The sequence below is a fragment of the Paenibacillus sp. J31R120 genome (genome assembly GCF_056269225.1).
In genome coordinates this window covers 550,453-571,427 of sequence record NZ_JBWDNN010000001.1, presented here as the reverse complement: position 1 = coordinate 571,427, position 20,975 = coordinate 550,453, and the positions used below count along the sequence as shown (strand labels likewise).

22 protein-coding genes are annotated in these 20,975 nt (G+C 51.9%); 3 read left to right on the top strand and 19 right to left on the bottom strand.

All coding sequences use genetic code 11. The features are described from left to right. Positions 1–45: 45 nt before the first annotated feature. Positions 46–1,377: a PhoH family protein gene (locus tag AC0YNW_RS02495; protein ID WP_387471976.1), complete on the bottom strand. Its 1,332-nt coding sequence runs from the start codon at positions 1,375–1,377 to the stop codon at positions 46–48. Positions 1,378–1,489: 112 nt separating this feature from the next. On the opposite strand from AC0YNW_RS02495, the gene AC0YNW_RS02490 reads away from it, so the two are divergent. After that, positions 1,490–2,113 (top strand): YhcN/YlaJ family sporulation lipoprotein, encoded by a 624-nt coding sequence (locus AC0YNW_RS02490; protein WP_475830629.1) that lies wholly within the window; start codon positions 1,490–1,492, stop codon positions 2,111–2,113. Positions 2,114–2,162: 49 nt separating this feature from the next. Here the strand turns inward: AC0YNW_RS02490 and AC0YNW_RS02485 are convergent, their stop codons facing one another. From AC0YNW_RS02485 to AC0YNW_RS02455, 7 genes are all read right to left on the bottom strand, one after another. After that, positions 2,163–2,315, bottom strand: a complete 153-nt coding sequence (locus AC0YNW_RS02485) for a hypothetical protein (RefSeq protein ID WP_387471981.1) — start codon at positions 2,313–2,315, stop codon at positions 2,163–2,165. Positions 2,316–2,401: 86 nt separating this feature from the next. Continuing rightward, complete coding sequence (locus AC0YNW_RS02480; protein ID WP_475830628.1) at positions 2,402–3,457, bottom strand: LCP family protein; 1,056 nt, start codon at positions 3,455–3,457, stop codon at positions 2,402–2,404. A 10-nt stretch (positions 3,458–3,467) separates the two neighbouring features. Beyond that, positions 3,468–3,746 carry a hypothetical protein gene (locus tag AC0YNW_RS02475; RefSeq protein WP_475830627.1) on the bottom strand — a complete coding sequence of 93 codons (279 nt, stop codon included), beginning with the start codon at positions 3,744–3,746 and terminating at the stop codon, positions 3,468–3,470. Then, a complete protein-coding gene (locus tag AC0YNW_RS02470; RefSeq protein WP_387471988.1) occupies positions 3,743–4,054 on the bottom strand; it encodes a YlaH-like family protein in 312 nt (103 codons plus the stop codon). The genes AC0YNW_RS02475 and AC0YNW_RS02470 overlap by 4 nt, the downstream gene beginning before the upstream one ends. Before the next feature lie 69 nt (positions 4,055–4,123). After that, entirely contained in the window at positions 4,124–5,965 is a 1,842-nt protein-coding gene (gene typA / locus AC0YNW_RS02465; RefSeq protein WP_387471990.1) for a translational GTPase TypA, read from the bottom strand. A gap of 49 nt (positions 5,966–6,014) precedes the next feature. Then, a complete protein-coding gene (locus AC0YNW_RS02460; protein WP_387471993.1) occupies positions 6,015–6,500 on the bottom strand; it encodes a hypothetical protein in 486 nt (161 codons plus the stop codon). A 217-nt stretch (positions 6,501–6,717) separates the two neighbouring features. Beyond that, positions 6,718–7,383, bottom strand: coding sequence for a TerC family protein (locus AC0YNW_RS02455; protein WP_475830626.1), 666 nt, complete (start codon positions 7,381–7,383; stop codon positions 6,718–6,720). Between the two features lie 134 nt (positions 7,384–7,517). Here AC0YNW_RS02455 and AC0YNW_RS02450 point away from each other — a divergent pair, with 134 nt between their 5' ends. Continuing rightward, on the top strand, positions 7,518–8,234 hold the full coding sequence (locus tag AC0YNW_RS02450) for a TerC family protein (protein ID WP_387472000.1): 717 nt from the start codon (positions 7,518–7,520) through the stop codon (positions 8,232–8,234). 50 nt (positions 8,235–8,284) lie between these two features. Here the strand turns inward: AC0YNW_RS02450 and thiI are convergent, their stop codons facing one another. From thiI to AC0YNW_RS02400, 10 genes are all read right to left on the bottom strand, one after another. Next, positions 8,285–9,505: a tRNA uracil 4-sulfurtransferase ThiI gene (gene thiI, locus AC0YNW_RS02445; RefSeq protein WP_475830625.1), complete on the bottom strand. Its 1,221-nt coding sequence runs from the start codon at positions 9,503–9,505 to the stop codon at positions 8,285–8,287. Further along, entirely contained in the window at positions 9,502–10,653 is a 1,152-nt protein-coding gene (locus AC0YNW_RS02440; protein ID WP_475830624.1) for a cysteine desulfurase family protein, read from the bottom strand. The genes thiI and AC0YNW_RS02440 overlap by 4 nt, the downstream gene beginning before the upstream one ends. 83 nt (positions 10,654–10,736) lie before the next feature. Continuing rightward, the gene (locus AC0YNW_RS02435; protein ID WP_475830623.1) at positions 10,737–11,429 is read right to left on the bottom strand and encodes a lytic transglycosylase domain-containing protein; all 693 of its coding nucleotides are present in this window, start codon (positions 11,427–11,429) and stop codon (positions 10,737–10,739) included. 159 nt (positions 11,430–11,588) lie between these two features. Then, positions 11,589–13,184, bottom strand: coding sequence for a DUF2339 domain-containing protein (locus AC0YNW_RS02430; protein ID WP_387472009.1), 1,596 nt, complete (start codon positions 13,182–13,184; stop codon positions 11,589–11,591). Continuing rightward, positions 13,181–13,879 (bottom strand): YwaF family protein, encoded by a 699-nt coding sequence (locus AC0YNW_RS02425; protein WP_475830622.1) that lies wholly within the window; start codon positions 13,877–13,879, stop codon positions 13,181–13,183. Before AC0YNW_RS02425 ends, AC0YNW_RS02430 begins: the two co-directional genes overlap by 4 nt. Before the next feature lie 98 nt (positions 13,880–13,977). Further along, the gene (locus AC0YNW_RS02420) at positions 13,978–14,661 is read right to left on the bottom strand and encodes a response regulator (RefSeq protein WP_475830621.1); all 684 of its coding nucleotides are present in this window, start codon (positions 14,659–14,661) and stop codon (positions 13,978–13,980) included. Beyond that, positions 14,658–16,049 (bottom strand): ATP-binding protein, encoded by a 1,392-nt coding sequence (locus tag AC0YNW_RS02415; protein WP_475830620.1) that lies wholly within the window; start codon positions 16,047–16,049, stop codon positions 14,658–14,660. The genes AC0YNW_RS02420 and AC0YNW_RS02415 overlap by 4 nt, the downstream gene beginning before the upstream one ends. Positions 16,050–16,074: 25 nt before the next feature. Further along, a complete protein-coding gene (locus tag AC0YNW_RS02410; protein WP_475830619.1) occupies positions 16,075–16,806 on the bottom strand; it encodes a DUF6081 family protein in 732 nt (243 codons plus the stop codon). Between the two features lie 37 nt (positions 16,807–16,843). Then, a complete protein-coding gene (locus AC0YNW_RS02405) occupies positions 16,844–17,758 on the bottom strand; it encodes a UbiA family prenyltransferase (protein WP_475830618.1) in 915 nt (304 codons plus the stop codon). A 52-nt stretch (positions 17,759–17,810) separates the two neighbouring features. Beyond that, the gene (locus AC0YNW_RS02400; protein WP_475830617.1) at positions 17,811–18,551 is read right to left on the bottom strand and encodes a DUF1836 domain-containing protein; all 741 of its coding nucleotides are present in this window, start codon (positions 18,549–18,551) and stop codon (positions 17,811–17,813) included. A gap of 237 nt (positions 18,552–18,788) precedes the next feature. On the opposite strand from AC0YNW_RS02400, the gene AC0YNW_RS02395 reads away from it, so the two are divergent. Further along, positions 18,789–20,108, top strand: a complete 1,320-nt coding sequence (locus AC0YNW_RS02395) for a hemolysin family protein (protein ID WP_475830616.1) — start codon at positions 18,789–18,791, stop codon at positions 20,106–20,108. Between the two features lie 82 nt (positions 20,109–20,190). Here AC0YNW_RS02395 and AC0YNW_RS02390 read toward each other — a convergent pair whose 3' ends face one another. Then, on the bottom strand, positions 20,191–20,880 hold the full coding sequence (locus AC0YNW_RS02390) for an aspartate/glutamate racemase family protein (RefSeq protein ID WP_475830615.1): 690 nt from the start codon (positions 20,878–20,880) through the stop codon (positions 20,191–20,193). Positions 20,881–20,975: the final 95 nt, after the last annotated feature.

Below are 20,975 nucleotides of genomic sequence, written 5' to 3'. Positions count from 1 at the left end.
AAGGATAACCCTTTCTTGATATTTATGATAGCCGCCATGGCTGCGCTACAACAAATCGGCAGCATGCTGTGCAAGCTTGGACCGCTCCCCCTTCTCCAGTGTCATGTGACCGCTGATGTTCTCGCGCTTGAACTTCTCCACGATATGCGTAAGCCCGTTGCTAATGGAATCCAGATAAGGATGGTCGATTTGCCCCGGATCACCCATCAATACAATCTTACTGCCCTCCCCAACCCTGGAGACGATCGTCTTCACTTCATGCTTGGTCAGATTTTGGGCTTCGTCAATGATGATGAATTGACCCGGGATTGAGCGGCCTCTAATGTACGTCAAGGCTTCGACCTGAATGCTGCCCATGCCCATCAATATTTTATCAATATCGCCCGCTTTTTTCGTATCGAACAGGAATTCCAGATTATCGTAGATCGGCTGCATCCATGGCCGCAGCTTTTCCTCCTTCTCGCCGGGCAAATATCCGATATCCTTACCCATAGGCACGACCGGCCTTGCAATCAGCAACTTCTTATACTTATGCTCATCTTCGACCTTCAGCAAGCCTGCCGCCAAGGCCAGCAGCGTCTTGCCTGTGCCGGCTTTGCCGGACAAGGTCACGAGCGGAATGTCATCGTTAAGCAGCAATTCCAGCGCCATCCGCTGTTGCGCGTTGCGAGCTGTAATTCCCCATACCGGATCATTGCTCAAAAAGAGCGGCTCCAGTCGCACGCCATCTTGGCTCACTTTAAGCAGGGCGGATTTGGAGGTTCCCATCTCATCGCGCAAGATGACAAATTCGTTCGGGCTCAGCCGATCCTTCATTTGCAAATGACTAACACTTAGGAAGCGATAGGAGTAAAATTCATCAATCACGGAAGGATGAACATGAAGCGTAACGTTGCCGGTGTAAAACTCGGAATGCTCCACAACCCGGTCAGACAAATAATCTTGTGCCTCCAGCCCAAGCACATCGGCTTTGATGCGAACGAGTACGTCTTTGCTGACAAGCACGACGCTCCGCTTCTCCTCGACCTTCTCCTGCTCCATATGATAATTAAGCGCAACGGCCAGAATACGGTTGTCATTGGACATCTCGCCGAACATCTCATGTACTCGCACAAAGCTGCGATGATTCAATTCCACCTTGAGCAAGCCGCCTCCCGGAAGTGCTATGCCTTCATGCAGATGGCCCTGCTCTCTCATATTATCAAGCAATCTCGACACCAGCCTGGCATTGCGGCCTAGCTCGTCAGCGAGCCTTTTTTTGGAATCAATTTCTTCCAATACGATGGCAGGGATGATTACCTCATTGTCGTCAAAGGCAAATAGCGATTGAGGATCATGGAGCAATACGTTTGTATCGAGCACGAATATTTTTTTCATGAGAACCCTCCCGGCGTCGGATATACTTCCGCATACATAGCGTCAGATGGCAGCGGACACACTAGTATACAAGCGAAACGGCGCGACACACACTGATAAAGAGGTGGCATACATGTACAAATGGTTATCTGCGGCAATCGTTATAGCGTTACTGGCTACTGGCTGTGGCGCGCGAAACGATGCATCACCCTCCCCGCAAAATGATCGCCGCTATCAGGCTGCACAGGATGGCAGCGGCAAGAAGCTCATAGAAAATCGCAGCGAAGTGGAGGCTCATCTGGAAGAGCTCGCCAAAGGTGTGAACGGTGTAGAGAATGCGCATTGCGTCATTGTAGGCAATACCGCGATTGTAGGTATCGATGTGGAAGGCTCCTTGGAGCGCTCACGTGTCGGCACGATCAAATATTCGGTAGCCGAGGCGTTCCGTAATGACGAATATGGTGTAGACGCCTTTGTCACGGCTGATATCGATATCGCTAATCGGCTGGAGGAGATCGGCAATGATATCCGAAGCGGACATCCGTTCTCTGGATTCGCGGAAGAGCTGGCTGACATTATGGGCCGACTGGTTCCTCAATTGCCGCGCGATATTGTTCCTCCTGACTCAGAGCTCGACGACAGCAACGGGATGACCGAGCCAGAACCGGATCCAGAGCAAGGCCCGGATAATGATGCGGAAGGTGAGCTCCTTGAGCAAAACAGTCTCACCAAGCCTGCTCCTTCGCGCTCACGTTAAGAAACGGTAAAGCTGTCCAAAAGACGCAAGAAGCCTAGTGATCAGATCACTAGGCTTCTTCACATGCACATGCAACCATATGCATGGCTCTATACTTGTCCTCATCTTTCCCTTTGGCAACAGAAAACACAGCTAGCCGCTTGCTCCAACCATACATATCGTCAGGATGCGGATCTACCGCCATTACTGCTGGATTGTTCATCCGCATAACCTCCTTCTGAATCGGCCTTCATTCAAAAGCAGCTGCTTAGCTCCTATTATAGCTATTATATTACCGTCAGTCTACGGTCATTCAGCCATTTTTGCCTGAAGGGCCGCTTTCACCTTTGCAAGGCTGGCTTCATCGATGTATACATTCGGGCTTCTCCACACGCCTTCAAGGGACAGGAACTCAATGTCACTGCTTCTGATCGAATAATACGTTTCGAGCATGCGGGTAATTTCTTGCTTATGCATATCAGCAGAAATATTTTTCCCCACAGCTTCGATGACGCCGCCAATTTTAGGGATGCCACCTATACTGACGAGCTTGTCCACGATTGCGCCAAGCACTTCGGTCTGTCGGCGATTGCGGTCGAAGTCGCTGGACATGTTTTTGCCGTCGTTCGATTTCCGGTATCGGACGAAATCTAGCGCTTCCTTGCCCTTCAGGTCCTGAATACCAGGCTGCAGATCAATATCTGTGCCGTCCCTGGTATCCTTGTACTTCATTCTCATGTCTACGTTGACTGAAATTCCGCCTAAGGCATCCACAACATCCGAGAAGCCTTGGAAGTTGATCATAGAGGCATATTTGATATCGATATCAAACAGCTTGCCCATGACTTCCTTTACCGCCTTCTTCGCTTCCAGATCGGCTGCTTCCTTCTTCATACCTTTGTCGCGCGTTGCAACGACGTAGTTGTCAGCGTAGAACCGATTGGCCTTCCGTCCGCGGTATCCTTCCACTTCGACGTATGTATCACGCGGAATTGCCACGACTGTCGCTTTTTTCGTCGACGGATTAAAGGCTGCTACCATCATAACATCGGTATTCAGTCCTCCACCATGGTCGCGTGAATCAATGCCCATCAGCACAAAAGCAACCGGCTTTTGCTTGACCGATTCCTTCACAGGTACAGGCGTAGCTTCTGTCTCATCCAGTGCAATCGTGTCGATTGCATCCGAAGTCTTAAGCGCCACCACAACGATAAGTGTCGCCGCCGTAAGCAGCAGTCCAAAAAAAAGAAAAAAGAAAGCCTTAAGAAACGGATTTCTTTTTTTCTTCTTAACCTTGCCAGGTTTGGCAGGAGGACCTTTTCGCCCGCTTGAACGCGGCGGCAATGAGTTCGATTGTTGGCTCATCCTCTCACCTTCAAGCTTCGTTATATTTGGGAGTAGCGTTAATGTCATGAAGCAGCTGCTCCCCGGCTTCCCGGGGATACAGCTTCAGCAAGGCGCGTCCGTCCTTCACATAACGGACGTGAAGCATGGTCTCGTCAGCCCGCTCAATCTCAAAGGACGACAGACCATGATCTTCCTGCAAAATTTCTTCAAAAAAAGCAAGCGTGTCGCGCGCAGCCCCATCTTCTTGTCTCGCATCGGCAACGAGCCGGATTTGCACCCAATTGAACAGCGCATCCTCCAGTCTCATTGCCCTTGCTCCGCTTTGCGCGATTCCGTACCACCCGTTTTGCCCTTCTTCCACTTATCGTACATTTGGCGGCCTCTGAGCATCAACATCATGATGACGGCAACCGCCATACATTGAATGATCGGAAGCTTGTCGACCTGCATAATCATCAGGACGAACGAGCCAATTACCATTACGAGATAGACCATAATTTCCTTCAGGATCGGCAGCTTCGCCTGAGGGCGGAACACCGAATTAAAGATAAAGATCGTGAATCCCAATATGAGAAGATAGGAAACGAGCTTATGCTCGCTCAACCATTCCTGCATCTTACTTACCTCCTAACGCAAGTTGGCAGCTTGCGAAACGATACACTCTGATGTCACTTCGCAGTTTGCTTATACACCAGCTTGGGACATTTTACGATGCTTCTCCGCACGCTCGCGCTCGCTTTTCACAAGAATCTTCTTGCGCAGACGAATCGATTTCGGCGTAATTTCGCAATATTCGTCGTCGTTCAAATATTCCAAAGCTTGCTCCAGGGAGAAAATAACCGGTGTCTTCAGCTTCACCGTATCATCCTTGCCCGCCGAACGGACGTTGGACAATTGCTTCTCTTTACAGATGTTGACGATGATATCATTGTCGCGGTTATGCTCGCCTACGATCATACCTTCATAGATCTCTGCACCCGGCTCCAGGAACATCAGGCCGCGATCTTCTACACCCAGCATGCCGTAGAAGGTGGATGTGCCGTTCTCGCTTGCCACAAGCACGCCCTGATGGCGGCCGCCTACGCCCGTGCCCGCAAGAGGCCCGTAGCTGTCGAACGCATGGTTCATAATGCCGTATCCGCGCGTCAGCGTCAGGAACGATGTACGGTAGCCGATCAGTCCGCGTGCCGGAATGATGAATTCCAGACGCACTTGGCCGTTGCCGTTATTGATCATGTTGACCATTTCGGCTTTGCGTGTGCCTAGGCTCTCCATAACCGATCCCATGCTCTCTTCCGGAACGTCGATCAACAGGCGCTCGTACGGCTCTTGCTTGATGCCGTCGATTTCCTTGACGATAACTTCTGGCTTGGATACTTGAAGCTCGTACCCTTCACGGCGCATATTCTCGATCAGAATGCCAAGGTGAAGCTCGCCGCGGCCCGATACGATAAAGGCGTCAGGGCTTTCGGTCTCTTCCACGCGAAGCGCAACGTCTGTCTCCAGCTCTTTGAACAACCGATCACGCAGCTTGCGGGATGTTACCCATTTGCCCTCGCGGCCAGCGAACGGGCTGTTGTTGACAAGGAAAGTCATTTGAAGCGTAGGCTCGTCGATTTTCAAAACCGGCAGCGCTTCAGGATGTTGAGGGTCGGCAATGGTTTCACCGATATTGATTTCACGAATACCTGCGATTGCCACGATATCGCCTGCTCCTGCTTCTGCGATTTCGATGCGCTTAAGGCCTTGGAAGCCGAACAGCTTCTCAATTCTCGCCTGCTTCGGCTTGCCTTCACGGTCAATAACGGCTACAGCCTGGCCTTGCTTGATCGTTCCGCGATTGACGCGGCCGATCGCAATACGGCCCAAATATTCGTTATAGTCAAGAAGAGTGACGAGGAATTGAAGCGGCTCTTCCACATTTTCAGTAGGGGAAGGGATATGGCTGACGATGGTATCGTACAGCGCCATCATATTATCATCTTGCTTCTCGGCATCCAGGCTGGATGTGCCCATCAGCGCCGAAGCATAGACTACCGGGAATTCCAATTGGTCGTCATTCGCACCCAGTTCAATAAACAAGTCGAGAACTTCATCAATTACTTCTACTGGTCTTGCGTTCGGACGGTCGATCTTGTTCACTACTACGATTGGCGTAAGCTGATGCTCAAGCGCCTTGCGCAATACGAACTTCGTCTGTGGCATGCAGCCTTCGAATGCGTCCACGACCAGCAGCACGCCGTCAACCATTTTCATAATGCGTTCAACCTCGCCGCCAAAGTCGGCATGGCCTGGCGTATCCACGATGTTGATCAGGTAATTCTTGTACGTAATGGCTGTGTTTTTCGCCAAAATCGTAATGCCGCGTTCCCGCTCCAGATCGCCCGAGTCCATTGCACGCTCTTGCACCGATTCATGGTCCCTGTACGTTCCCGATTGTTGAAGCAGCTTGTCAACCAGTGTTGTTTTGCCATGGTCAACGTGTGCAATAATTGCGATGTTGCGTAAGTTCTCTCTTGCTTGCATAAGAAATAATCCACTCCAATTGTTTTTAGATTAACCTGTTGAATCTGACCTACCAGCGCTTGCGCGGCCCAAACATCATCCAGGCACCGGCCGCAATGAACAGCGCCGCGATGAGATATATGCCCCAGCTCCACATCAAAATAAGAACCAGGAACAGAACGGACGCAACTGCGAGCGCGATGGCAGCCGTAAACACGACACGCGGCACTGCAGCCCCTCCGAACATGTAGTATTCATATAACCCTGCGGCAAAACCGAAGATGAACATCGGCCATAGATACTTTAAGCTATCCCATCCAAAAATGTTGCAAATGATAAACAGCAGTGCGTATACTACGAGCATTCCGCCGGGAACCAGCATGACGGCCGGAACTACTCTGCCGAAATAAAGCACGTGAAGCAGTACCCCGGGTATCAGAACAAGCAGCGGCCAAAATATCGCTCCCAAAAAGCCGAACACACCTATTTTGCCCAACAAGATAACGACCCCAGCTAACAGCAGGATAATTCCAGCGGAATATTTGTTAGTAGGCATATCCATTCCGCTCCTTACAACATCGATCGTATAGAAAGACGAAAGACGCCAGTTTTTTTATCTTTATTAGTTTAATGGAACTGCGGCAAAAAAACCAGTAATCTGTCGAGAGATTCACAAAAAAAAGCAAAACCTTGCAAAAAACAGCGATTGCTCGCTGTTCCTGCATATAAGGAGATCGCTTGACTTAATGCCGTTTTACCGCATCTGCAACCCCTTATCGATATTCCACCCGTTTTTTCAAAATCGCCAAGATGACAACAAGCGGCACGCACAGCAGCGGAATGAGCTGCTCCAGCGTCCCGTTGCCATGGAATACGGCGGCATGGAGGCCGGGGTCCTTCATTAGCATCTCTCCTGCTGCGAAGGCGAGCAGAGCCGCGCCAATATAGGCGAGAAAAGGGAATTTGCCCAGCAGCTTGCCCAGCAATTGGCTGCCCCATATAATCATCGGTATGCTTAGCGCAATCCCGAGCAAAATAAGGACAAGATCTCCGTCTGCGACTGCAGCGATCGCCAGGACATTGTCCAGACTCATAATGAAGTCGGCTGTCACAATGGTCCATACCGCATGTCCCAGAGTTGCCGCGCGCTTGACGTGATGGGACTCCGGCATGGCCCCTGCATCTCCCAGCAGCTTAACCGCAATATACAGCAGCAGAATAGCGCCAGCCGCTTGCAAATACGGAATTTGCAGCAATTGCAGCGCTACGACCGTCAGGATGCATCGCAGCCCCACCGCGGCGAATGCGCCCCACCAGATGGCTTTCTGGCGCTGCTTGGGCGGCAGATGCTGGCTCGCCATCGCAATGACGATCGCATTGTCTCCGCTAAGCAATACATTAATTAATGCGATTTGAAGAAAAATAAGTACGCTGTCCACGATCGATCTCCCCTCTCATAACAGGGGTATGAACAAGCTATGGGGAATATGTCCAAAAATCCATCTTCCCGAAATTCCTGATTTATTGTAGACTTCAATAAGCAAGCATAGAGATAGAGAGGAGGAAACATAATATGGACTTTTTCACGGTCGAATTTTTCACCGCCCTGTTGACTATCGTATTCATCGACCTTATTCTGGCCGGGGATAATGCCATTGTCATAGGATTGGCCGCACGCAAGCTTCCGCAGCATCAGCAGAAGAAAGCTGTCATCTGGGGTACCGTCGGAGCCGTCGGCATTCGCGTCATCGCGACGCTGCTTGTCGTTCAATTGCTCTCCGTACCTTGGCTTAATCTGGTAGGCGGTCTGCTGCTTCTCTGGATCGCATTCAAGCTGCTTGTGCAGGAAGACAGCCACGATAACATCAAGGCAGGCAATACGCTATGGCAATCCATCCGCACGATCATTATCGCGGACGCGGCGATGGGCATCGACAACGTTATCGCAGTCGCTGGCGCGGCAAAGGGCTCCTCTCATGGTGAGCATGAAATCATACTCGTCATTCTCGGCTTGATCATCAGCGTTCCGGTCGTCGTATGGGGCAGCACGCTCTTTATCAAGCTTATCAACAAATACGAGTGGATCGTCTATGTGGGCTCCGCCGTACTTGCTTATACCGCATCCAAAATGATTACGCATGAAAAACAATTCCACGGTGCACTGGATGAAAACAAACTCATCTACTGGGCGTTCATCATCGTCGTGGTCATCGTGACGGTAGGCTCCGGCTACTTCACAAACAAACGGAAACAAGCCTCCGCAGCACAGAAAAGCAGCCAGTCCCATTAAGGGATGGCTGCTTCTTTTTGGTTGATAGCCGAAAATTCACTTTTCATTCCTTAGAACCAATCGTCTTCCTCGGCAGTCTCTTTGGATTTGGTCTCGCCGGGTGACAGGTACATATATTCCGTTCCTTTAATCGCATCTTCAATCATCGTATCCAGATTGGCAATTCCCGCCTCGATATTCTCCACAATATGAAGATTCGGATTCGTGCTTGGCGATTTCGGCAAGAACAGAGTACAACAGTCCTCATAGGGCAGAATGGAGGTCTGGAACGTGCCGATCTTCTCAGCCATGGCAATAATCTCGCTCTTGTCCATCATAATAAGCGGCTTCAGCATCGGCAATGGGGTGGCTCGTCCGATGACGTTCATGCTTGGCAGCGTTTGGCTTGCGACCTGCCCCAGGCTTTCGCCGGTAACAATACCGAGCGCTCCGCTTCTGACTGCAAGACCTTCCGTGATCCTCAGCATGACTCTGCGCATGAGCGTAATAATGAGATTATCCTGCCCGCTCTGGGCAAGTGTCGTCTGTATCTCCGTGAACGGCACGAGATGCAGCTTCAGAGGCGCTCCGCTAAAGTAGGACAGACGTTTTGCCAGCGCGACGACCTTGTCCTTCGCCTGCTCGCTTGTGAACGGATAGCTGTGGAAGTGGACCGCTTCAATCTCCAGCCCTTTCCGCAGCGCCATCCAGCCTGCCACCGGACTGTCAATGCCGCCGGAGAGCAGCAGCATAGCCTTGCCGTTCGAAGCGAACGGGAAACCGCCGGCCGCAGGAATGACCTCGCAGAACAAGTAAGTGGCCTCTTCTTGGATATCCACCTTCAATTCCACTTCTGGATTTCTCACATCTACGCTCAGCTCGGGGAATGCCCGCAATATATGGGCGCCGACGAGATGATTCATCTGCTGGGACTGATGCGGGAAGCCTTTCCATGCCCGCTTTACGCTGACCTTGAACGTCTTCGGCGGCGTTTTCAAGGAATTCATCAAGGTCATCGCAGCCGCCCTGATCGCCTCCAGTTCCGATTCAGAGCTAATGACCGGACTGAGCGATATGATGCCGAACAAGTCCTTCAGCCTGTCCGCAATCGGCTCATAGGGTTGGCCGTTCAGCTTCACGTACAGCCGCCCGAAGGTCTTCCAGTAGGTCACGCCTTTGAATGGCGTCAGCGCGTTCTTCACCTGCCGCTGCATCCGTTTCTCGAATTGGTTGCGGTTTCTGCCTTTCATGATCAAATCGCCATAGCGAAGCACTATCTGGTCGTATATCAATGTTGGTTACCCCTCTCAAGCGGCTTTAATTGTTCCATCACGTCCGTGAGAGCTGCGATCAGCCGCTCCACATGCTCTTCCTGGTGTTCGTCCCCGAAGCTGATGCGCACGCCGCCCGAAGCTTGCGCCGGGCTCGCCCCGATCGCCAGCAGCACACGGCTCGGCTTGTTGTCCTTCGAGGAGCAAGCGGATTTCGTCGAAGCTATTATATCATGCTGCTCCAGCATATGAACGATGACTTCCGGCTTCATGCCGGGATAGGAGAAGTGAACGATATGGGGTGCAAGCGGCTCCGCACCATTCAGCTTCAGCCCCGGCATGGTCGCGATGAATGCGCGAAGGCGGCGGGCAAGCGCGTACATTCGCTCTGCACGCTCCTCCATGCTCTCCATCGACATGCGCAGCGCCTTCGACGAAGCGACGATAGCCGGAACGTTCTCCGTACCCGCTCGGAAGCCTCCTTCATGCGAACCGCCTGACGAGAGCGCATGCAGCTTAACCCCATCTCTCACGTACAGCCAGCCTATCCCTTTGGGACCGCGCAGCTTATGGGCTGACGCACTGACCAGATCAATACCCCATGCTTCCGGCTCCAGCGGAACCTTGCCCAGGCTTTGTACCGCATCGACATGGAACAGGATCTGTGGATAATCGCGCAGCAGCTCGCCAATCTCACGAATGGGCTGAATCGTTCCGATCTCGTTGTTCACATGCATGACCGTGACCAGAATCGTCTCGTCTGTCAGCGCGTCCCGCACGGACTCTGCCGACACATGGCCCGACTCGCTGACAGGCAGGAACGTTACCCGGTAACCCTCCGCTTCCAGCTGCTTGAGCGCTTCATTCGCGGAAGCATGCTCGATGCCCGACGCAATAATATGGTTGCCGCGCGAACGATAGTGTCTGGCAGCGCCCTTAAGCGCCAGATTGTTCGACTCCGTACCGCCGGAGGTAAACAGCCAGCTTCCTCTAGTCGTGCCGAGCTGAGCGGCGACCAGCGCGCGGGACCGCTCAATCAGCTTCGCCGCTGCCACACCGCCGGCATGCAAGGACGAAGGATTGGCATAATGCTTCCTCATCACGTCCATCATCGCGGTGATGACCTCTTCATATGGCGGTGTTGATGCACAATGGTCGAAATATAACATCCTGATCATCCTTTCCTTGAAAAAAAGAAGAGATCGCGATTCCGTCGCAAATCTTGCGAACCATGAATCGTGATCTCGATACGTTAAAGCTTAGCCTGCTGCACTTTGCCGATATAACGCTGTGTCTCTCCAGGCAGCTCGTTCCACTTCGCCAGCAGCTCCTCTTGCGAAGAAATGCCCAGACGGTCGATTCTGCCAGGTCCAGCGTTATATGCCGCAAGCGCTACCGCTTCGTCTCCTCCATACTTCCGCAGCAGCATCGCCAGATATCTCGTGCCGCCTTCGATGTTCTGTACAGGATCGAAGGAGTCCGTCACGCCAAGTCCTCTGGCCGTGCCGTCCATCAGCTGCATGAGCCCCTTGGCCCCGGCATGGGACTGGGCAATCGGGTTGAAGCCCGATTCCGTAGCGATCACGGCTTGAATCAGAGAAGGATCTACGCCATACTTGGCCGATGCATGCTGGATTAGCCCTGCGAACGGCGATGACGAGTCGAAGCTGTCTGATGACCCCGTCAGCGCAGACACCGGACTTACCGGGGCGAACGAATAAGAAGACAGCTGCTCCCATAGTGTGTCCGACCAGACCGGCGTCTTGCCGGATTCAGCGGATTCGCCTTGCGAGCCGGCAAGCCGGGACGTTAAGATCGTATCGAATGGCGAGACCAGCTCATCGGATGAGCTGCTCGCCGATTTTTTGGAATTAGCTCCAAAGTCTAGCTTCGGCGCCAATTGCGCCTGCAACAGCGCCTTCATGGAGCGCGGGTCGATACTCATGAATGATGCCCCCTAACTTAGTCAGAAAAATCGCACATGAGTTTTATATCGGTATTCATTGTACATGTTTTTAGCCCCCGCGGCTAGTCTTTCCCAATTAGTGTACGTCAAGAAGCCTTCCGCCCCGCTGCTTGCGGTACGAAAGGCCTCCATCTGCAATTATAAGCTGCCGTTATTCCCCTCTGCGGCAGCCTGCTCCGACGGTTGCTCCGGCGCTTGCCACTTGTTGTTAATCCAAGTCATCACGAAGGACAAGCCACCAAGAACGAGCAGAACGAGCACTTTGAACAGAGCGTCCTTGCCGCTCAGATCCATAAAGATTGCTTTGATCGCCACGATGACAAGCACGACCGTACCGAACCACCTGAATGTTCTTTCCTTATAATACGCACCCCACAGCATGAGCATAAGCGCGTATACAGCCCATACGACCGACAAGGTCAAATTCATGTAGACGGCAGGCGCGTCAGCAAAATATTCCGTAAAAATATTTTGGATTTGTCTTGCCATCAATCCGCCGACAATCAGGTGGGAGGCAAGAGCGAAGATTCGGGATAATACGCGGTTGGTTGTATCCGAGAATCCTTCAAAGGCAAGCTTTCTCGCATAGAAGAAACCAAGCGCAGCCAGCAGCATCCAAGCAATCGCTCCCCAGTTCAGGAATGGAATGTAGACGCCAAACCATTCGCCGCGCGGAGTCCACCAGGTGACGGCATACCAGAAGACGCCGACATAAAGCCAGATCACGATGCCCAGAATGGTCGGAATAATCCACCGTTTCACATAACCTAAAGCGGTCAGCATGCAGGCGTATGAAGTCCACATCAGCACATTGAACAGGACGCCTTCGCCGAAGCTGTTGATCGACATGAGCAGAAGCAGTACGCCGCCTAGGCCGAACGTAACGGAAGATGCCGACATCTTCCCATTTAGCTTATAGATCGTCACACCTGCAATAAGGTACACAAGTGCAATGAACGCCAGCACGAAGCCGTAATCCAGATCACCATGCCAGATGATCAGCGCCCAGATGCCGAAGATAATACCGTTCGCCGCGCTCAAATACAGATCCAATCCGTCAAAGCTCAGCTTGTTCTTCCACGACGATGCCATAAAGGCAAGCGTATAGAACAGGAACGCAGCCAGCGCGTACCGGATCGGCATGCTCCATAAGCCATCCATGGACGGCAAGAAGTGAACAAAGTAAACCGTATACATGATCCAGGTTCCCGCGAAGCTGACGATACGCAGCTCCATCCAGCTTTTGACGATGCTAAGATAGAAGAACGCCGCATTCAGCACGAACAAGTATAGGAACAGCGTAAATACTTGATCCGTCTCCGGCCGCATCAGCAGCGGCGCAAGCAAGGCGCCAACAATGGCAACATTCATGAGCATGCGGGAATCATACCGGTAGGCGTAGACGGAAATGCCGATCGTCACAGCCGTCATGCCCAGCAGGACGAGCGTCGGCTCCCACAAGTTATAGTAGATGCCTGCGAAGGAAAAGGTAGCATACAGGAGACAAGCCCCGATGCCCAGCACTATTTCTCCCGTAATGGCAAGCTTCGGGCGCTGAGCCAGCTTGCCTCCCGCTACGCCAAGACCCGCCCCCGCCAGCAAGCCGAAGCCGATCTTCATGGCATCTGATATCCAGCCGCGATCTACCGAATATTGAAACAGCGTGACAAATGCAGCGATGATGAAAATAGCGCCAAGGAGTGAGGTCCAATGTTTTTTTAACATATCCATCATGTTGATTTCCTCCCATTCATCCAATACGCAAACTGTGATACACCGTATAAAATCAGGCATAGCAGAACAGCAACCAATTCCAGCTGGAGCAAATACCACGGCCATGGAGCTAACAGATCAAGCATGGAGGCCGTAGCAGGCTTTCGGGCCAAAAACATGAAGTTCGTCGTCCCGGTCGCCATGTTGACGATGGCAGCGGGAACAGCCAGCACATGAAGCCACAGCCAAGCCCCGAAGACGGATCGCAATGTCGGCTTATATCGCTCTACCGTCATGAGATACACTGCTGAGGCGATGATGCCGATATGCGCGATAAAGAAATGAAAATATCTGAAATGCGGAAACGCTTCATCCAGGTTAGGGGTCACGAGCGCCTGCAGAGCACCCAGCGTACCGAGGAAGTAAATGATGCTGTACAGCTGCCTGATCCGAAAAGCCAGCGCGGCCGCAGACAGCAGCAGCGTCAAGCTGCACAGCTGAAATGGCAGCGATCCAGCTCCCCAGCTCCCCTCCAAGACATAGGAGGTTTGAAGCGCAATCTCGCATGCAACCAGCAAGCCCGCCATGCCGAGGCGGAATATCCGGTTGCCGCGCTCTCCCCTAAGCCGCTTGCGTCCGAAGGCAATTGCCGCGAATACGATAAGCGCAATGGCTATTGCAACCATATGCTGGACCGAAAACATCTCGAACATCATCCGCCACCCCGATCATTGTTTTTCCAAACTTTAGTACCTGGCCTCAAATACAGCTTACAATATTTTCATAAAAAAAATAGTACCAATTGTATATGGTACTACTTTCGTCCATTCTTATGATCCAGGAGCCCCATATCCTTCACCTTGGCGGCTGCTTCCTTCGAGCCCTCCACCCCAAGCTTCTTAAGAATATGATTGACATGGTTTTTGACTGTTCGCAGCGTAATGAACAATTTGTCCGCGATTTGAGGCTGGGAATACCCCTCTTGAATCAGACCCAACAGCTGCAGCTCGGAAGGCGTAATAAGATCGCTCATCTTCTTCGCTTCGAACTCCCGCTCCAGCGTCTTCAGCCGCTTGAATTCCTCACGCAGCTGCTCCGCCGCCTCCGGGCTGATCGGCGATTGCTTGCGGTACGCTTGCCGGATCGCATCCGGCAGCTTCTCGAAGCTGCTCTTGATCTGATAGTCGATTGCCCCTGCATGGAAGGACTGCAGAATCAGCTCTTTCTCCTCCATGGAGGTCAGCATAATAATGCGTGCCCCTGTTGCGAGGGAGGCTTCCTCCGCCAGCAAGATGCCTTCAGGACGGCCGTCCAGCATAATATCCATCAGGATGACATCCGGCGATCCCTCATCGCCCAGCAGCGCCTCTCTCAGCTCGCTGCCGCTGGACGCTGTCCAAATAAGCTGGAAGCCGGGTTCACCCGCCAAATAATCGGCAAGCCCCCTGCGCCAGTCCGGATCGTCCTCCACGATTCCGATACGAATCGCTTCACTCATCGCATTCGCTCCTCTGTCCGTATTGGATGATACTCCGCCTGCAGCGCTTGCTTAGGAAAGGACAGGTAGAAGGACGTACCTTCGCCTTTTTTGCTTCGCACTTGAAGCGTGCCCTTATGCTTCCTCATAACATGCAGCGCATACGGCAGGCCAAGCCCAAAGTTATGCCCCGTTCTTTTCGTGGTATAAAAAGGATCAAACACATTCATCCGCAGCGTGCGATCCATGCCAGGGCCGGTATCAGCAAGCTCCAGAATGAGCTCGCGCTTCGTCTCCGTCAGCATAACGGTCAGCTTGCCTTGTCCGTTCATCGCCTCGATCGCATTCATCGCAATATTCGTCACCGCTTCGGCAGTCTGGGCGCGGTCGATGCTGCAGATCCAGCCTCTCGCCATCGAGACCTGCAGCTGAACAGCTCCAAGCGAGGGCTCCAGCGCGCGAAGCGCTTCATCCACCACTACCGCCAAATCCACCCGCTCAGGGCGAAGGGTCAAATCCTCCGTTCTCCGGTGAACGCGGGCCACCATCTCCTCCATATGGCGGGAAGCCGACAGCACCGCCTCCACATCCGCCAGCAGCTCCTCTTGCGAGGTCTGAATCGCATAGCGCTTCATCTTCTCGCCGAACAGCCGCAGCTTGCCGGCATCGTTCTTGATCGCATGATTGAGCATCGCGGTGCCGGAAGTCACGGCTCGAAGCGTAGAATCGTATCTTTTGCGGTCAATGAGAATGCGAATGCCCATAAATCCGTATGTAAATAATCCGAGCACAAATACGAGCGTGCCGAGTCCCACAATCCACGTATTATATACCCACATCCGCAGCATGCCGAGACTTGGCAGAATGTAGTTCATCGCCATGGCGAACAATACCGGCGGCAATACGGCGAAGCAGACCAGCCAGTGCGTCCGGGCCATCGCCGCAGGCGGAACCCGCTTGCTTAAGACCAGATAAGCACCCGCAATGATGTATGGCACCGCCCACCATACGACAATCGTAAAGGTGATGGGATGCAGCGTATTATACGTCGGTGTGAACAGTGTGCAAAGCACAATCGGGATGAGCAGCAGCCAAGGCAGCGATAACGCATAGGCGCGTTTTAGCCGGATGCCTCGATAAGCTATGGCGAACAACAGGAAGAAGTACGGCACAAAGTAGTAGGAGAACACAGATGAGAACGCTTGCAGCCGGTACAAGAGAAGTTGAACGCTTGGCTTTGCGCCTTGCTCGATCGCATAAGGCAGCCAGCTCAGATCCAGCAGCGCCGCAAGCGCACCGGCGCCCCCGCTGAATGCGAGCGCGCCAAGCCGCCTGTTCACGGCAGAACCCGGATCGGATAACCACACGATGCTGGCTACGGTCCATAAAGCAATGAACACAAATAACATGCTTCGGCTCCTTCAGTAATAACTCTTATTCCTTTACTTCTATTGTAATAGGTGACCATTCCGCAATGACGGTCTGCCCATGCGCGGATACGCTGCCCTCCGGCGTCAGGTCCTTCTCGGTCATAATGCCGAGCGCTACCGTAAATTCATTGAATTTCACCGGCGTGTTCCGCTCTCTGCGTATTTCTGTCCCATTGACATAGAAGATAACCTCGTCATTCGGACGATTGTACGTAATCTTATAGGTATTGAACTCGCGCGGCGCGAATCCTTCTTTCTCTTCCTTAAATACACAGAAATATTTGGTGCGGTCGCTATCCGGCACTTGCACGCCCGGGAATGGCAGCACCGCATACACGCTGGCGTACTGATCGTTGCTGACGAAGAAGTCCAGCGCGCCTCCCGTAGTGAAGTCCAGCAGATTAAGCGATACATATCCATCATACAGATCGCCTGGAGCGGTATTGGCCGTTCTGGCGCGAATCTTCAGCTCGAAGCTAATTTCGCCTGATTCCGGCACTTTCACCGGCTCGTTGGAATAATACATATGCTTCGCATTGTCCAGAATTTGCACCTTGTCGTTGCCCCGGCTGATGGCTGCGCGCACATACAGGATGCCGTTGCGTACAATAACGACCGCCTCCGGCTCCCGATATTGCCAGAGCGTTCCGTCAGGCAGTTGGAATCCGCCGATCTTCCAGGTGGCCCCTTCATCCAGTATCGTATGGAAATCTCCCAGTGTCCATGTCGTGCTCATTGATAGCCCTTCTTTCTAAGTTGTTGGTTGGAATAAATTATTGCAGCGCTCCTTGGACAATCAACGCCACGATCAGAATCGCGCCGCAGCTCATTGTTGCTTTCAAGGAAGCGCCCATTAGCGGCAGATAGGCGACGGATTGATTATGCGAACCCAATCGTCCATATACCAAATATATCGGAATCGCCGTAAGCAGGGCAAGCAAGGCATATACAGGCAAAGCGCCTGCAGCCACGCACAGGATCAGCGCCGCATAAGCCAGGAACATCAAAATTCGGGAGAAACGAAGCGCCCGCTGCTCGCCCCATACGACCACAAGCGTCTTCTTGCCGGCCTGCCGGTCCGCTTCCCAGTGCAGGAAGTGGTGGTTGAACAGGATCAGCGTCGTCAGCAGACCGATCGGCAGCGACAGCAGCAGCGCCCGATAGTCCAGCTGGGAGACCTGAACATAATACGCTCCTGCGACTGGCAGTACGCCGAAGGAAAGCAGAATCGCAACCTCGCTGTATCCCTTCCCTCTGTAGCCGAATCGAATCGGCGGCGCGACATAGAAATACGCGATAAACGCACCCGCCAGGCCGAACACCAGCACAGGCCAGCCGCTGATCAGACTCAGCGCAACGCCCGACAGTGCCGCAATGGCGAACATCAGCCAGGTTACCGCCTTGAATTTGCCGAGGCTCCATGTTCCGTTCGTCAGAAAACCGGAATTCGTCGATATAGCGCCTTCCGTTCCTTTGGCTGCTATATCCGTCCCGCTCTTGAAATCCCACAGATCATTGACCATATTGGAGAACAGATGGGCAGCGCCAGCTCCAATCAAGGTCAGGATGAACAGCCAGGGATGGAATTCACCCTTCCAGACATAAGCGCCAAGCGCACCGAGCGCCACCGGAATAAGCATAACGGGAATAACCCTGAACCGTGAGGCTTTTAGAAATGACTTCAGCATAGTTGTACGACCTCTCTTCTAGTTTGGGAAAAACAGGACTGATCTATAAGGGCTACCTCATATAGAGCGCAGCTTGGCAATAACGTCTGGCCATAGCCTGCAGGCGGGCAGCCTGTATCGAGATCACCGCGACGAACAGCACCGTATGAAGCGCTGCCCTCTGATCGACAGATAAGGAAGACACCGCTTCGGCGAGCTTGGCCGCTTCCTCCCAGACAACCTGCTCCAGCTGCTCTTCATTCATCGAATCCCACAGCTTGCGTCTGTCCAAGGCTTGGTACAAGCTCGTATAACGCTCAAAAAGCGAAAGTGGCGTAAGCCCGTCCAGCCCCGGCTTTCCGGCAGCATTACAATCGCTGAACAGCATGGCGAACAGCCGCCTGATCGACTCAAAGTCCAGATTGGCCTTCAGATCATCAATCATGAGCAGAAGTGCCGTTTGATCAAGCGAATATTTTTTGCCCGCTTGCGGGGGGTGAAAATAAATCTTGAAATCTCTTTTCACCCAGTTTTGCATGGACGTGACCGAAAGGGTAGAAAATTCCAGCAAATGGCCGAGTTCGGCTATCTCGTGCAGGGAAAAGCCCCGTCTCTCCTTGCATCTCATCAGCTTCTCCGCGATAGGCGGAAGCGGGCTTCCGGGAAGCATGCCGCGCATTTCATTTCCTCCGACTCCTTGTCCATTCCTCGTCCATGCATGGCGCAATATATCGGAAGACTTCTTGCCGCCGTGCTCTTCAAGCGATCGCAGCACGTCCGCGAGCTCCTGGCGAGTTAGCCAATAACGGTCCATCCGCCCACCTCCTGCCGTGCTTCAAGTTCATATGAACTCATCTTACGGCTGCGAATTGTCGTTGTAAAGACTCGAAAAACGATGAGAACGATGATTCCTCCATATCTAAATGAGCCTAACGACATTTAAACGCCTCAAAACGTTCCTTTTGGCAGTTGTCATAACCTGTAATCTTTCGCTATAGTAAAGCATAAGTAAATAAAAAACTATAAATATAAAGGGTAGTGAGAATCGAAAATGGGTAGTGGTATAGAACTTAATTTAATCTTGATTGCTCTTCTTATCTTTTTGACTGCTTTTTTCGTCGCGACGGAGTTTGCCATTGTCAAGCTGCGCCCTAGCCGGATTGAACAGTTGGTGCTGGAGGGCCGGAAGAACGCGGTTGCCGTTCAGAAGGTTACAAGCAATCTGGATGCCTACTTGTCGGCATGCCAACTTGGTATTACGATTACCGCTCTCGGACTCGGATTTCTGGGAGAGCCGACTGTAGAGAAAATACTTTTACCCGTATTTCATGGCATGGAAATGAACGAGACGCTTAGCCATGCTTTGTCCATTGGTATCGCGTTTATCTTCATTACCTTTATCCATGTCGTCGTTGGCGAATTGGCTCCGAAATCCTGGGCAATTCAAAAAGCGGAGTTTCTTACGTTTTTGACGGCAAAACCGATTATTCTTTTCCATACCTTGATGTACCCGTTCATCTGGCTGCTTAACGGCTCCGCCAATGCGCTTGTGCGCTTGTTCGGCCTGAAGCCGATGAAGGAGCATGAAGATGCTCACTCCGAGGAAGAGATTCAATTAATTTTGAACGAGAGCTTCCAAAGCGGTAAAATCAACAATACAGAGTACGGCTATGTAAGTCGTATCTTCGCTTTCGACGAATTGCTTGCCAAAGAAATTATGGTGCCGCGTACAGATATGATCTGTCTGCATACCAACTATTCGCTTATGGAAAACCTGGACATTATCCGCAAGGAACAATATACACGCTTTCCGGTCGCACTGGAGAGCAAGGACAATATCGTTGGCATGATCAATACGAAGCAATTGTTTCTGGAGTACGATGCCAACAAAGCGTTTGATCTGAAAAAGCTCATCCATCCCGTACTTAGTGTATCCGAAGTAACGCCGGTCAAGATGCTCCTTAAGCGCATGCAGCAGGAACGCGTTCACATCGCTATCCTGGTTGACGAATATGGCGGAACCTCCGGTCTAATTACGATTGAAGATATATTGGAAGAAATCGTTGGCGAGATTCGCGATGAGTTCGATGCTGACGAGCGCAAGGAAATCGAACAGCTAGCCGAGAATTGCTATCTTCTGGACGGCAAGGTACTGCTCGATGAACTGGCTCAGCTTACCGGCATGAGCTTCGAGGAAGAAGACGTCGATACGGTCGGCGGCTGGCTATACAGCAAGCTGGTAGATCCGAAGCCGGGCAAAGAGCATTATATCGGAAATTTGAAATTCATCATCCGTGAAACGAGCAAAAACCGTATCCGCAAGATCGAACTGCAGATTGAAGAGCCTGAAGTGGAAGTCGAAACGGCCTAATTGGATATCTTAAATATATTGTAATAAAAAAGACGCACCGGCTGACATCAGCTGGCGCGTCTTTTATTATGTTATACCGCATTTAGTCCAATGCTTGGTTCACCGATTCAACCGCATGTATGAGCGCAGTATCGAATAGTGGCACATCTGAATCCTCTTGCTTGATCAATAAGCCAATTTCCGTACAACCGAGGACGATACCTACTGCTCCACGAGCAACCAGGTTTTGGATCACTTGCTTATAATAGTCTCTGGATGATGGTTGAATGTTCCCTACACATAACTCTTCATAGATCACTTTATTAACAGTATCTCGTTCTGCTTGATCAGGAACCAATACCGTGATGCCGTGTGACACTAGACGCGACTTATAAAAGTCTTGCTCCATTGTATAGCTTGTTCCCAACAATCCTACCGTTCGAATGTTTGTTTTTTGGATTTGAGTTGCCGTAGCGTCGGCGATATGCAAGATGGGAATCGTTATTTTATCCTCCAAATATTCAATGACCTTGTGCATCGTATTCGTGCATATGACGATAAAGTCTGCTCCCGCCTTTTCCAGGGAATGGGCGACTTCTCCTAAATACAGGCCAGCCTTGTCCCACCGACCTTCTGCTTGATAACGTTCAATTTCCGCGAAATCAACACTGTACAGCAGACATTTTGCGGAATGCAGGCCTCCGAGCCGATGTTTAACCTCTTCATTGATTATTTCATAATAGGCAGCCGTTGACTCCCAGCTCATGCCACCTATAAGTCCAATCGTTTTCACCCGCTCCACTCCTTCCTATTAGCAAACCAACATTTCATGTTTACGAACTGCATTTGCTCAAATTATAAAAGGTTTGGTTGGATGCATCAAATACC